Raw genomic sequence first — 13,734 nt, forward strand, 5'->3', positions numbered from 1 at the left:
CCCATTGAAAAATAAGGAAAAACAAAGTCTTATGTCTTATATAAGAGTTGGTTGCTGCGCAGCAAAACCGCCATACAATGATTTCCACGCTGCTCGGCTTCGAGACCCCCGGCGGCACCCGCAACCCTTTACTCGAACACGCTCACTTCTCAGGAAATCGACATGGCCCAGTATCAAGACGACATCAAGGCAATTGCAGCGCTGAAGGAAAGCCACGGCAGCGCGTGGGACGCCATCAACCCAGAGTATGCCGCCCGCATGCGCGCCCAGAACCGGTTCAAGACGGGCCTGGACATTGCGCGATACACCGCAAAGATCATGCGCGCCGACATGGCCGCGTACGACGCCGACCCGGCCAAGTACACGCAGTCGCTGGGTTGCTGGCACGGCTTCATCGGCCAGCAGAAGATGATTTCCATCAAGAAGCACTTCAAGAGCACCGAGCGCCGCTACCTGTACCTGTCGGGCTGGATGGTCGCCGCGCTGCGCTCGGAATTCGGCCCGCTGCCGGACCAGTCGATGCACGAGAAGACTTCGGTCAGCGCGCTGATCCGCGAGCTGTACACGTTCCTGCGCCAGGCCGACGCCCGTGAACTGGGCGGCCTGTTCCGCGAACTCGATGCCGCCACCGGCGCCGCCAAGGCCGCCATCCAGGAAAAGATCGACAACCACGTGACCCACGTGGTGCCCATCATCGCCGACATCGACGCCGGTTTCGGCAACGCGGAAGCCACGTACCTGCTGGCCAAGCAGTTCATCGAGGCGGGCGCCTGCTGCATCCAGATCGAAAACCAGGTGTCCGATGAAAAGCAGTGCGGCCACCAGGACGGCAAGGTCACCGTGCCGCACGAAGACTTCCTGGCCAAGGTTCGCGCCATCCGCTACGCCTTCCTGGAACTGGGCGTGGACGACGGCATCATCGTCACCCGTACCGACTCGCTGGGCGCCGGCCTGACCAAGCAGATCGCCGTGACCCACACGCCGGGCGACCTGGGCGACCAATACAACTCGTTCCTCGACTGCGAGGAAATCTCGGCCGACTCGCTGGGCAACGGCGACGTGGTGATCAAGCAGAACGGCAAGCTGATGCGCCCCAAGCGCCTGCCCAGCAACCTGTTCCAGTTCCGCGCCGGCACGGGTGAAGCGCGCTGCGTGCTGGACAGCATCACGTCGCTGCAGAACGGCGCCGACCTGCTGTGGATCGAAACCGAAAAGCCGCATATCGAGCAGATCGCCGGCATGGTCCGCGAGATCCGCAAGGTCATCCCGAACGCCAAGCTGGTGTACAACAACAGCCCGTCGTTCAACTGGACGCTGAACTTCCGCCAGCAGGCCTACGACGCGATGAAGGCTGCGGGCAAGGACGTGTCGGCCTACGAGCGCGGCCAGCTGATGAGCGCGGAGTACGACGATTCCGAACTGGCCAAGCTTGCCGACGAGAAGATCCGCACGTTCCAGGCCGATGCATCGCGTGAAGCCGGCATCTTCCACCACCTGATCACGCTGCCGACGTACCACACCGCCGCGCTGTCGACCGACAACCTGGCCAAGGAATACTTCGGCGACCAGGGCATGCTGGGCTACGTGGCCGGCGTGCAGCGCAAGGAAATCCGCCAGGGTATTGCCTGCGTCAAGCACCAGAACATGTCGGGCTCGGACATCGGCGACGATCACAAGGAGTACTTCAGCGGCGAAGCCGCCCTGAAGGCGGCCGGCAAGGACAACACCATGAACCAGTTCTGATCGTCTGGTGCCATGGCCAAAACGCCAACCCATCACGGGTTGGCGTTTTTTTTTGCGCCGTAGCGATTGAGGGCCTGCCGCACGGGCGATGGCCCTGCCCATCGCCAGCCATCGCCGTTTGTCCATTTTGTGCCACAGATTGTTGTCGTCCGATCAACATACTGAAGGCTCTCGTGACGCTACTGCCATTCGCCTGCGCTACCTAGAATCCGTCGCAACGATGGTTGCACAAGCCGTGCGACGGTCGAGGAGGATGTCCGCCCACTGAAGCGGATCGCGCCTGCCGCCCCGTGCGGCTTACTCACTCAATGGACAGGACGAATGAAAATGAGCGAAACAATCCGCAACGTGCAGCCGGTGGTGGCCAACCTTGGCAAGGATGGTGCTGGCGAACTCGTGCCTTCGCGCTATGCGGTGCGCGTGGGTGATGTTGATGTGGTGCTGATCAGCGACGGCATTCTGCCGCTGCCGACTTCCACCATGTCCACCAATGTGAGCGAGGCGGACCGCAACGAATGGTTTGATGGCCGCTTCCTGCAACGCGACATGTTCGACTGGGCGCTGAATATTGCGCTGGTTCGCAGCGGCGACCGCCTGATCCTGATCGACTCGGGCGTGGGCGATGGCTTCGAGTACTTCACGCGCGCCGGCCGGTCGGTCATGCGCCTGGAAACGGCCGGTATCGACCTGGCTGCGATCACCGACATCGTGATCACGCACATGCATATGGATCACGTCGGCGGCCTGAACGTCGATGGCGTCAAGGCCAAGCTGCGCCCGGACGTGCGCATTCACGTCGCCGCCGCCGAAGTCGCGTTCTGGAAGAACCCCGACTTCAGCAAGACCGTGATGCCGGAAACGGTGCCTCCCGCGCTGCGCAAGGCTGCCGCCAGGTTCGTGGAGCTCTACAGCGAGCACATCGTGCAGTTCGACCAGACCGCTCACGTTGCGGCGGGCGTATCGGCGCGCGTGACGGGCGGGCACACCCCGGGGCACTGCGTGGTGGACGTCGCATCGAATGGCGAAAAGCTGACGTTCGTGGGCGACGCGATTTTCGAAGTGGGCTTCGATCACCCGGAATGGCAAAACGGCTTCGAGCACGAGCCTGATGTGGCGGCGGATGTGCGCATCGCGCTGCTCAACGAGGCCGCCGAAACGGGCGCCATGCTGGCCGCCGCGCATATCGCCTTCCCGTCCATCGGCCATATCGCGAAGCACGGCGACGGCTTCCGGTTCGTGCCGGTGCAGTGGGATTACTGAGGGATACCGATGCCCGCCCTGCGACCCCGGCTGCAAGGTGTCGCCGGGCCATAAAAAACCGCCCGATGGCGTTGTGCCATCGGGCGGTTTTCCATTCGGCAATCCGGTGCAGGCGCTTACAACGATCCGCAGGTCACCTGGGCGTCGAGCAAGGCCTTGGCCCGCTGGTTGCACAGGGCGCCCAGCAGCGTCTCGGCGGCGGCATCCAGACGTTCATGGGTGCCAAACAGACGCGCTGCGATGAGGCCGCTTTGCAGTGAGCCATAGATCACCTGGGCGAGCATGGCGGGGGGCACCGGATACGGCGTCTCGCGCTCGCGCTGGCCGCGCTCCAGCAGCTTGGCCAGCCACCCTTCGTTGATGTGATAGAACTCCTTGAGCACATGGTGCACCGACTCGGGCAGGCTCAGGATTTCGGTCGATAGCATGCCGGCCAGGCAGATCTGCCCCGAGCCGCAGGTCTGGCGCAGCGGGTCCAGATACTGACGCGCCTGTTCCAGCACCGGCAGGCTCGAATCGATGCCGGCCAGCCGCTCGGAAATGCGCCGGCTGTACTCCTTCACCGCTTCCAGGACCAGATCGTCCTTCGACGGGAAGTAGTAGTGGATGCTGGAGGTCTTGACCCCCACCAGCTCGGCCAGGTCGCGATAGCTGAATCCATTGAAACCGCGGCTGCGGATCAGGACCAGCGTATGTTCGAGCAGTTGCTCGCGGACAGGTTGCGTTTTCATGGCTGGTACTTTATCTACACGAAGATAGATACTCAACCGGGATTTTCCCGGAGTCAACCGCCAGGCGGTTCAGGCCAGTGCCTGCACCACCACTGTGATGGCTGCACCACTGACGGCGCAGAGCGCCAGCCATCCGCCCAACAACAGGGCGTCGTGTCGGATCGCTTTCATGGTAGTTCGCCTGCAAAAACGCAGAGGGACACCCTTGTGGAGTGCCGTCTGCGTCGGGGTCATCGCCAGATCATGGCGAGATTCGGGTCTTGGCCTGGATCAAGCCAGGGCGCCGTCGGTGTACACGTCAGCCGAGCGGGCACCGTCGAAGTACGGGTTGCGCGGGCCATTGCCGCGGGCGCCGTCGAGGTACGGATCCACCTTGCGGGCCGGGCTGGCGGAAACGCCCTTCGTGTCCAGGCCGGCGACGAAGCGCGCACCGTCCAGGTACGGATCGGCCGTACGGGCACCGTCGGTAAAGCCATCGCGATTCGTGATGCGCGCGCCGTCGGTGTAGACATCACGCTTGCCGATGCCGGCCACCAGGCCATCGCGGTTGGTTACGCGGGCGCCGTCGGTAAAGGCGTCGCGGTTGCCGATGCGGGCGCCGTCGGTGAAGGCATCGCGGTTGCCAATGCGGGCACCGTCGGTGAAGGCGCTGCGTTGGTCATTCACACGATACGTATAACCGTAGGCTTCGCCGCTCGGTTGTGCGGCCTGGGCGGCGCCCGTCACGAAAGCAGCTGCGAGGGTGGCGGCGGTCAGGATGGTCTTGGCGTTCATGGTGCTCTCCTTGCTATGCCCGGCGATCCGGTTCGTGGGTCGATCGCGCGGCAATGGGTCTGTGCTGCAATTTCGGCGGCCTTCTTTTTGGTCCTCACTGCATCCGCTATCTACTGCTAGATAGAGGATCAGGGCTTAAAAAAAGACCGCCTCCGGTTACTGAAACTGCCTGGTGTTGCCTGGACTGTTTCGCGTTGCCTTGCCGTCTTGATCTTTCGGCTTGGCGTCGCGCTGTCCATGGCCTGAATACTATCTACCTGTAGATAGATAAGCAAGAAGAAATTCGGCCTCGGGGCTAAAAAGATTTCTATCGGTGTGATCGAAGACGTTAAATTGGCAGATATGTCGTTGATTTTTAATGGCTTGTTCAAGAAACACCCAGCGACGACCGGCCGACACCCGCTTCCCATTGGCATCACAAGTGCTAGGGTTATCCCACTTGCCCGCCTTTTCTCATCCTCCCATGCCGCCCGTCTCCACCGCGCAATCTGCCCCGCTCACCTACCGGCGCTGGTTTGCGGGCGCCCTTGGCCTGGCCGGCCTGGCCGTGATGGCCGGCGTTGGCCGCCTTCTGCTGTACCGCGCCATCGAGCGCGATGCGTTCGGGCCCGGCCAGGTCCGCACGCTGCAGCCCGATGACCTGGGCGTGGCGTCGCGGCAATTCACATTCAAGAGTGGCGATCGGGCGCTGCGTGCGTCCTGGGTGGCTGCCGGCAACCCGGCCGCCCCGGCATTGGCCGTCTTCCATGGCGACGAGGAATGCCTGGCCGACTGGGCGCCCGTGCAGGCGTTGCTGCACCGGGCGGGCATCAGTTCGTTCGTGTTCGATTACAGCGGATACGGCGCCAGCACCGGCACGCCAAGCGTGAGCCACCTGCGGGAAGATGCGCTGGCGGCCTTCGCGCAGTTCCGCGCGGCCTCCCCGCTGGCGGCGCGGCACTATGTCATGGGATATTCGCTGGGCAGCGGCGTGCTGCTCGATGTACTGGACGGTCTACGACCATTGCCCGACGGGCTGGTGATCGGTGCCGGCTTCACCTCGGCCCGGGCGGCGGCCGTGGCCACCGGGCTGGTCCCGCGCTGGCTGGCCTGGGCGCTGCCGAACCCGTGGAACAACATCGCCCGGCTGCGGGCGTCGAAACTGCCCGTGATGCTGATTCACAGCCGGCGCGACGAGACCATCCCGTTCCGCCAGGCCGAGCACCTGGCCCGCGCGGCGCATGGCCCGAGCCGGCTGGTGGTCTTCGAAGACCTGCCACACAACGCCGCCATCGAAGCGCCGTTCATGAAGACGTTCTGGGCGCCCGTCATCGCATGGCTGCAGGGCGGCCGGCTGCAAGACGACTGAGCCGTTACAGCTTGAACTCGCCCACCACCTTCTGCAGTTCCTGGGCCTGATCGGCCAGTGCCGCCGATGCGGCTGCGGCCTGCTCCACCAGCGCGGCGTTCTGCTGCGTCACGTCATCCATCTGCGTGACGGCCACATTCACCTGCTCGATCCCTTCGCTCTGATGCTCCGACGCCACGGCGATCTCGCTCAGGATCTGGGTCACACGCCGCACGGCCTGGACGATCTCCTCCATGGTCTGCCCGGCCTGGCCCACCAGCGCCGAGCCGTTTTCCACCTGGCGCGCCGAATCGCTGATCAGCACGTTGATTTCCTTGGCCGCCGCCGCGCTGCGCTGCGCCAGCGTGCGCACCTCGCCCGCCACCACGGCAAAGCCACGTCCCTGCTCGCCGGCGCGCGCCGCTTCCACCGCCGCGTTCAGGGCCAGGATGTTGGTCTGGAATGCAATGCCCTCGATCACGGCAATAATGTCGGTCACTTTGCGCGAACTGACGCTGATGGCGTCCATTGTCTGCACCACGTCGCTGACGATGGAACCGCCGCGCTCGGCGATGCCCGATGCCGACGCCGCCAGCCCGTTGGCCGTGCGCGCGCGTTCGGTGTTCTGCTTCACCATGGCGGTCAGTTCGCCCATGCTCGATGCGGTTTCCTGCAGCGTGGCGGCCTGCTCCTCGGTGCGCTGCGACAGATCCGTATTGCCCACCGCGATCTGTTGCGAGGCCGACGAGATCGAATCGCTGGCCCCCTTGATGCGCGTGACCAAGTCGGTGAGCATGTCCTCCATCTCGCCCAGGCCGCCCAGCAGCCGGCCGAAGTCGCCGCCGCGCTCGGTCTCGAAATCCTTGCTCAGGTCGCCCGCCGCCACGGTTTCGGCGATGAATTCGGCCTCCCTGAGCGGTTCCTCGATGGCCCGGGCCAGCCGGAACCAGCAAATCACGCTGAAGACCAGCACGGCAATGGCCAGCGTCCACAGCCAGCTGCGCGTGCTGCCATCGGCCACCTGGCCCAGCGCCAGCACCAGCATGGCTGCCACCAGCAGCACGATTACCCCAAATGCCGCACCCAACCGGGTGCGCATACTCAAGTTGTCCCAGGCCATGATCGGTTCCGCTCCTCGATATTTGCCCCAAGTTGCCCGGGGCTATCGATGGACTAACGGCGGGCCTGCGGCAAAACTTTAGGCCCGGATCTGCAGCGAACCGGCGGTCTGGAGATCGGCGCCCCAGGCTTGCGCAAGTTGCCGGCAGCGCCGCAGCGGCAGCGCCTGCCGCTCGACATCGACCACCACCACGTGGTCGGCCCAGGCGGGACGCGCCGGCGATTCCGTGCTGCGGCCATCGGTCAGCAGCCACAGCCAGCGTTGCTGGGCGGGCCGACGCCGGGCCTGCCACGCCAGCAACTGGTCGGCCCGCGCCGTCCCCAGCGACAGTGGCGTGCCGCCGCCACCCGCAATGGGCCGTATCCAGTCGTCATTCCACGGGCGGGCACGTGCCGGCGCCAGGCGCACTTCGGCGTGCTGCCCGGCAAAACAGACCAGCGCCACGTCGGCGCGTGCTTGATAGGCCCGCTCGACCAGCCGCGCCAGCACGCCCTTGGCCAGGGCCAGCGGCTCGCCGTGGGCCATCGAGCCGGAACAGTCGAGCACGAAACAGTGCAGCACCCCGGCGCGCGCATCGGCACGCCGGAAGCGCAGGTGCGCGGCATCCAGCATCGCGCGGCGCTTGGCGGCCAGCGTGCGGGGCCAGTGAATACGTGCCCCGGACGTGCCGCCGTGCGCGGTCTGCCGTGGGGATGACGGACGGATGAGTTGCCACCGATGGCCGCCGGTCCGGTCCGGCCCGGATGGCCGCCGGTGGCTCAGGCTTTTTTTGGTGGCAGCTTCCCGAACGGCTTCAGCGGCTTGACCTCGGCCATGCCGGCTGGTTGCGGCGGCGGCAACGCGCCCCAGGGGTCGCCATGATCCCTCGCCTGGGGCTGAGGCTGGTTAGCCGGTGTCTGGCCCGGCTGCGGCGGCGCGCCAGCATGGCGGCGGTGATGGAGCACAAGCTCGGCTACGGCGTCCACATGGCCCATGTCGATATCCGCCGCGCCCTGCCATGCGGCCAGTGCGCGCGCCGCGCGGAGCATCACCAGGTCGGCGCGCACGCCGTCCACGGCAGCCGCCAGGCACAGCGCGCTGACCCGGTCATGGACGGCGTCGCCGAACGGCAGCGCGCCAAGCGTCGCGCGGGCACGGGCGACCTGGCTGGCCAGCGCCTGCTGGCGCTGCGCCACCCTGGCGCGGAAGCCATCGGGATCGGCATCGAACGCCAGCCGGGCGCGCACGATCGCCTGGCGCGCGGCCGGGTCCTGGTAGTTCGACAGGGCCAGCGCCAGCCCGAAGCGGTCCAGCAATTGCGGCCGCAGTTCGCCTTCCTCGGGATTCATCGTGCCAACCAGCACGAAGCGCGCCGGATGCTGGTGCGAGACGCCATCGCGCTCCACCACGTTGACGCCGCTGGCCGCCACGTCGAGCAACTGGTCCACCAGCGGATCGGGCAGCAGGTTCACCTCGTCGACGTACAGCACGCCGTCGTGCGCCCGTGCCAGCAGGCCAGGCTGGAACCGCACCTCGCCCTGCTGCAGCACGTGCCCCAGGTCCAGCGTGCCGGTCAGCTGCTCTTCGCTGGCGCCCAGCGGCAGCGTCACGAACTGGCCGTGCGGTAGCAATTCGGCCAACGCCCGCGCCGCGGTGGACTTGGCGGTGCCGCGCGGGCCGGTGACCAGCACACCGCCGATGCCGGGGTCCACGGCGGCCAGCAGCAGTGCCTGTTGCAGGGATTCCTGCCCCACCAGGGCGCTGAACGGAAAGATCGGGCGCATGGCCGCGCCATGGGCAGTGTGGGTCATTGCATCCCTTCCAGACGTTGTTCGTTGTCGAGCAGATGATGGGCGATGCGCTCGCGCTGGTCGCCCGGTTCCTGCCAAAGTCCGCGCTCCATGGCTTCCAGCAGGCGCTCGCAGATGCCCTGCAGGGCGCGCGGATTGTGCCGCGCCAGAAAATCGCGCGTGGCGTCGTCATGCACGTAGGCGTCGGCCACCAGCGCGTACTGGTGATCGCCCACCACGCGGGCGGTGGCGTCGTAGCCGAACAGGTAGTCCACCGTGGCGGCCATTTCGAACGCCCCCTTGTAGCCGTGCCGCTTCACGCCATCGATCCACTTCGGATTGACCACGCGCGAGCGGATCACCCGGGCGATCTCCTCGCCCAGCGTCCGCACGCGCGGTGCCGCCGGGTTGGCGTGGTCGCCATGATAGATGGCCGGCTGCGTGCCGCCCAGATGGCGCACGGCCGCCACCATGCCGCCCTGGAACTGGTAGTAGTCGTTGGCGTCCAGGATGTCGTGCTCGCGGTTGTCCTGGTTTTGCAGCACCACGTCGATCTCTGCCAGCCGCGCGGCAAACGTGTCGCGGGCCTCGACGCCATCGGCCTGCTGGCCGTAGGCATAACCGCCTGCGTGCAGGTAGGCGTGCGCCAGGTCGCCATCGGTCTGCCAGCGCCGCCCATCGATCAGCGCCTGCAGGCCCGTGCCATAGTCGCCAGGCCGCGCGCCGAATACCCGCCAGCTGGCCCGTTCCAGCGCGGCGTCGGCGTCCACGCCCTGCGCCGTCAGCGCATGCTGTTCGGCCAGCACGCGGGCGCGGATCGGGTTGATGTCCTCGGGCTCGTCCAGCGCCGCCACCGCCCGCACAGCGGCATCGAACATCGCCACCAGGTTGGCGAATGCATCGCGGAAGAAGCCGGACACCCGCAGCGTCACGTCCACGCGCGGGCGGTTGAAGATCGCCATCGGCAGGATCTCGAAATCGACCACGCGATGGCTGCCATGCGCCCATTTGGGCCGCACGCCCAGCAGCGCCATGGCCTGCGCGATATCGTCGCCGCCGGTGCGCATGGTCGCCGTGCCCCAGACCGACAGGCCCACCGCACGCGGATACTCGCCGTGCTCCTGCAGGTGCCGCTCGATCAGCTGGTCGGCCGCGCGCAGGCCCAGCGTCCACGCGGTGCGCGTGGGCACGGCGCGCGTGTCGACCGAATAGAAGTTGCGTCCGGTGGGCAGCACGTCGGGACGGCCGCGCGACGGCGCGCCGCTGGGCCCGGCGGGCACGAAGCGGCCCGCCAGCCCGCGCTGCAGTTGCAGAAGCTCCTGCGGCCCGCAGGCATCCAGGCGCGGGGCCACCTGCTCGCGCAGGCGCGCCAGCACGGCCGCCGATTGCGGCCCGACCGGGGCGTGGTCGTCCAGCAGGCGCAGTGCCAGCATTTCCAGCCGCTCACGCGTATCGCCGTGATGACGCCACGGCGTGTCATCCACTGCGGCCAGCGCCGCGGGGCGGGGTCCGGTCCAGGGCGCGGCCCAGTCGGCGTCGAGCGGATCGAAGCCGTCGCCCAGCGACAGGTCCGCCGCCAGCGCGCCCAGCAGGCTGGCCCGCCCATCGCGCCCATCCCCCACCGGAAAGCGCGCCAGCGCGGCCAGCGTATCGCGGCGCTGGCGGCCCTGCGGCGACTGCCCGAACACATGCAGTCCGTCGCGAATCTGGGACTCCTTCAGTTCGCACAGCCAGGCATCGGTACGGTTCAGCAGCGCGTCTTCCTCGTCGCCACTGGCCGGGGCGTCGATGCCCAGTTCGCGATGCAGCTGCTGGCCGACGATCGATTTCAGGATCTCGCGGCGCAGCAGCTTCGCGCGGCGCGGGTCCACGGTCAGCGCCTGGTAGTATTCGTCCACCTGGCGCTCCAGGTCCTGCAGCGGCCCGTAGTTCTCGGCGCGCGTGAGCGGCGGCATCAGGTGATCGATGATCACGGCCTGGGTGCGCCGCTTGGCCTGCGCGCCCTCGCCCGGGTCGTTGACGATAAACGGATACAGGTGTGGCAGCGGGCCCAGGATCGCATCGGGCCAGCAGGCATCCGACAGCGCCACGCTCTTGCCGGGCAGCCACTCCAGGTTGCCATGCTTGCCGACATGCACCACGGCATCGATGCCGAAGGTGTGCCGCAGCCAGAAATAGAACGCCAGGTAGCCGTGCGGCGGCACCAGTTCGGCATCGTGATAGCTGGCGTAGTCGTCCACGCCATACGCCCGCGCGGGCTGGATGCCGACAAATACGTTGCCGGTGCGCACGCCGGCGATCATGAAGCGGCCATCGCGCACCATCGGATCGGCATCGGGGCTGCCCCAGCGGGCGGCGATGGCGTCCTGGTTGGCCCGCGGCAGCTGCGCCAGCCACGCCAGGTAGTCGGCCATCGCCACGCTCTGGAACGCGGGGCGCCACGCATGCTGCGCCAGATCGTTGGTCACGCCGCGCGTCAGCCCCTGCATCAGCGCATCGCCATCGGCGGGCAGCGGCCCCACGGCATAGCCGGCAGCCTTCAGCATGGCCAGGATCTGCACGACCGACGCCGGCGTGTCGAGCCCGACACCATTGCCGATGCGTCCTTCGCTGGCCGGGTAGTTGGCCAGGATCAGCGCCAGGCGCTTATCGGCGGCCGGCAGCGTGCGCAGCCGGCACCAGCGGCGCGCCAGTTCGGCGACAAAACCCACGCGTTCGGCGTCGGGCCGATAGCGCACCACATCGACCTCGGTATGCGGGCACCGATACGCCAGCCCCTTGAAGCTCACCGCGCGCGTGATGATGCGGCCATCGACCTCGGGCATCGCCACATGCATGGCCACGTCGCGCGTGCCCAGTCCCTGGCTGTCGGCCAGCCAGTCCTCGCGATTGCCGCCACTCAGGATCACCTGCAGCACCGGCGCGTCGTTGGCCAGCGGACGATCGGCTTCGCCAGCCGTGTCGAGCGACGCCACCGAGAACGCCGTGGTATTGAGCACCAGCGAGACGCCGTGCGCGTCGCACAGCCGCTGCAGCACCTCGCGGCAGATCGGCTCCTTGAGTGAGCTGACGGCCAGCGGCAGCGGACACAGGCCCGCATCGAGCAACGCCTCGGCCATCGCATCGAACACGTCGGTATTGCCGGCCTGCAGGTGCGACCGGTAGAACAGCAGCGCCACCACGGGCGCGCCGTCCAGCCCGCGCGCCGCCCATTCGCGCTGCCAGTCCTGCACCGTGGCCACGCCATGATCGCGATGGTAAAGCGCCGCCTGCGGCAGTACCTGTGCCGGCAGCACCGGCGCCGTGTGCCCACAGGCATGCTGGCCCAGGCAGCGGAAAAACTGCTCGGCATTGGCCGCCCCGCCCTCGCGCAGATAGCGCCAGAGCTGGTGCGACAGCGCCAGTGGCGCGCTGCCAAGCCGCGCCAGGTTGTCGTCCTCGTCCAGGTCGCCTGAGAACATCACCAGCAACTGGCCGCGTGCGCGCGCCAGTTCGGGCAGCCGCTGCAGCCCGTAGGCCCAGTCACTGGCGCCGCCCAGGTGGTCCACCACGACCACCCGCGCGTGCTGCAGCACGTCGTCGATATAGAGATCGAGCGACGCCGGCTGGCGCAGGTACATCTGGTTGGCCAGCCGCACGCTCGGATACTCGGCGCCCAGCCGGGGCACGGCGGCGGCCAGCAGCGACAGCGTGGTGTCGGCCGCGCTCAGGATGACGATATCGCCCGGCGTCTGCGCGATGCGCAGCACCACGGCGCTGTCTTCGACAAAGCCGCCGGGCCGGGTGGACAGCAGGTGCATCGCCTGGGTCGCTTCGACTGCGTCAGCGGTCAGCGCGCCAGCGCGGCATCCAGCGATGCCTGCAGCACCGCGCCATCGAGTTCCTGGCCGATCAGCACCACGCGCGTGCCCTGCGGCTCGCCGGCACGCCACGCGCGATCGAAATAGCTGTCGAAACGCTGGCCCACGCCATGCAGCACCAGGCGCATGGCCTTGCCCGGCAGCGTGGCAAAGCCCTTTACGCGATAGATCGTGTGCGCCGCCACCAGCTTTTGCAGCGCGGCCACCAGCGCATCCCGGTCCACCGTGCCGGCCTGGACCACCACCGATTCGAAGTCGTCGTGATGGTGATCGGCATGGTCGGGGTCGTCGGCACTGCCATGATGGTCGGGGCGCAGGTGAATCGTGTCTTCCGACGCGCGCTGCAGGCCCAGCAGCATGCCCACGTCGAGCTTGCCAGCCTGCGCCGGCACGATCTTGACCTCGGCCGGGATCTCGGGCCGGACCAGGGCTTCCACGCTGGCGATCTGCGCGGCGTCCATCAGGTCGGTCTTGTTCAGGATCACCAGGTCGGCGCTGGCCAGCTGGTCTTCGAACAGTTCATGCAGGGGCGACTCATGGTCCAGGTTCGGATCGGCGCGGCGTTGCGCGTCCACCGCCACCGGATTGGCGGCGAACTGGCCGGCCGCCGCGGCAGGCCCATCGACCACGGTGACCACCGAATCCACCGTGAAGGCATTGCGGATGCTGGGCCAGTGGAAGGCCTGCACCAGCGGCTTGGGCAGCGCCAGGCCCGACGTTTCGATCAGCACGTGGTCGATCTGGTCGCGCCGCTCCAGCAGGTGCTCCATGACGGGGAAGAATTCCTCCTGCACGGTGCAGCACAGGCAACCGTTGGCCAGTTCGTACAGCTGGCCCGTGGGCTCGCCCGCGTCGTCGCAGCCAATACCGCAACCCTTCAGGATTTCGCCGTCGATGCCCAGTTCGCCAAATTCATTGACGATCACCGCGATGCGGCGGCCATTGGCGTGATCGAGGATATGGCGCAGCAGCGTGGTCTTGCCGCTGCCAAGAAAGCCCGTGACGATGGTGGCCGGAATCTTGGAGGTTTGCATGGAGGCTCGGGCGGAATTTGCGAAGGCGATCAGGATACGGAGATCGGAAGGGGCTGTCTATTTGCACGTGAGGACGGTGTCCCTCTGCGGCGCGGGCGATGCAATCCAGGACGGGT

The 13,734-nt window shown here is 67.1% G+C and carries 10 protein-coding genes; 3 read left to right on the plus strand and 7 right to left on the minus strand.

Translation table 11 applies throughout. From position 1 onward, the window contains the following. Positions 1-162: 162 nt before the first annotated feature. Both AC3FJ6_RS14925 and AC3FJ6_RS14930 read left to right on the plus strand, forming a co-directional pair. Positions 163-1,743, plus strand: a complete 1,581-nt coding sequence (locus AC3FJ6_RS14925; RefSeq protein WP_488772618.1) for an isocitrate lyase — start codon at positions 163-165, stop codon at positions 1,741-1,743. A gap of 327 nt (positions 1,744-2,070) precedes the next feature. Then, positions 2,071-3,003, plus strand: a complete 933-nt coding sequence (locus AC3FJ6_RS14930; protein ID WP_488772619.1) for an MBL fold metallo-hydrolase — start codon at positions 2,071-2,073, stop codon at positions 3,001-3,003. A 116-nt stretch (positions 3,004-3,119) separates the two neighbouring features. On the opposite strand, the gene AC3FJ6_RS14935 is transcribed toward AC3FJ6_RS14930, so the two are convergent. Next, on the minus strand, positions 3,120-3,734 hold the full coding sequence (locus AC3FJ6_RS14935) for a TetR/AcrR family transcriptional regulator (RefSeq protein WP_487522862.1): 615 nt from the start codon (positions 3,732-3,734) through the stop codon (positions 3,120-3,122). A gap of 270 nt (positions 3,735-4,004) precedes the next feature. Beyond that, the gene (locus AC3FJ6_RS14940; protein ID WP_488772620.1) at positions 4,005-4,508 is read right to left on the minus strand and encodes a copper resistance protein CopQ; all 504 of its coding nucleotides are present in this window, start codon (positions 4,506-4,508) and stop codon (positions 4,005-4,007) included. 463 nt (positions 4,509-4,971) lie between these two features. Here AC3FJ6_RS14940 and AC3FJ6_RS14945 point away from each other — a divergent pair, with 463 nt between their 5' ends. Beyond that, the gene (locus AC3FJ6_RS14945; protein WP_488772621.1) at positions 4,972-5,856 is read left to right on the plus strand and encodes an alpha/beta hydrolase; all 885 of its coding nucleotides are present in this window, start codon (positions 4,972-4,974) and stop codon (positions 5,854-5,856) included. A gap of 4 nt (positions 5,857-5,860) precedes the next feature. On the opposite strand, the gene AC3FJ6_RS14950 is transcribed toward AC3FJ6_RS14945, so the two are convergent. The 5 genes from AC3FJ6_RS14950 to cobW all read right to left on the minus strand — a co-directional run bounded on the left by AC3FJ6_RS14950 (position 5,861) and on the right by cobW (position 13,618). After that, positions 5,861-6,934: a methyl-accepting chemotaxis protein gene (locus AC3FJ6_RS14950; protein WP_488772831.1), complete on the minus strand. Its 1,074-nt coding sequence runs from the start codon at positions 6,932-6,934 to the stop codon at positions 5,861-5,863. A 99-nt stretch (positions 6,935-7,033) separates the two neighbouring features. After that, the gene (locus AC3FJ6_RS14955) at positions 7,034-7,567 is read right to left on the minus strand and encodes a vWA domain-containing protein (RefSeq protein WP_488772622.1); all 534 of its coding nucleotides are present in this window, start codon (positions 7,565-7,567) and stop codon (positions 7,034-7,036) included. A gap of 146 nt (positions 7,568-7,713) precedes the next feature. Continuing rightward, on the minus strand, positions 7,714-8,745 hold the full coding sequence (locus AC3FJ6_RS14960; protein WP_488772623.1) for a magnesium chelatase ATPase subunit I: 1,032 nt from the start codon (positions 8,743-8,745) through the stop codon (positions 7,714-7,716). Further along, the gene (cobN, locus tag AC3FJ6_RS14965) at positions 8,742-12,524 is read right to left on the minus strand and encodes a cobaltochelatase subunit CobN (protein WP_488772625.1); all 3,783 of its coding nucleotides are present in this window, start codon (positions 12,522-12,524) and stop codon (positions 8,742-8,744) included. Before cobN ends, AC3FJ6_RS14960 begins: the two co-directional genes overlap by 4 nt. A gap of 29 nt (positions 12,525-12,553) precedes the next feature. Then, entirely contained in the window at positions 12,554-13,618 is a 1,065-nt protein-coding gene (gene cobW, locus AC3FJ6_RS14970; protein ID WP_488772626.1) for a cobalamin biosynthesis protein CobW, read from the minus strand. Between the last annotated feature and the right edge of the window lie 116 nt (positions 13,619-13,734).

The sequence above is a fragment of the Cupriavidus sp. 94F1 genome, assembly GCF_057798875.1.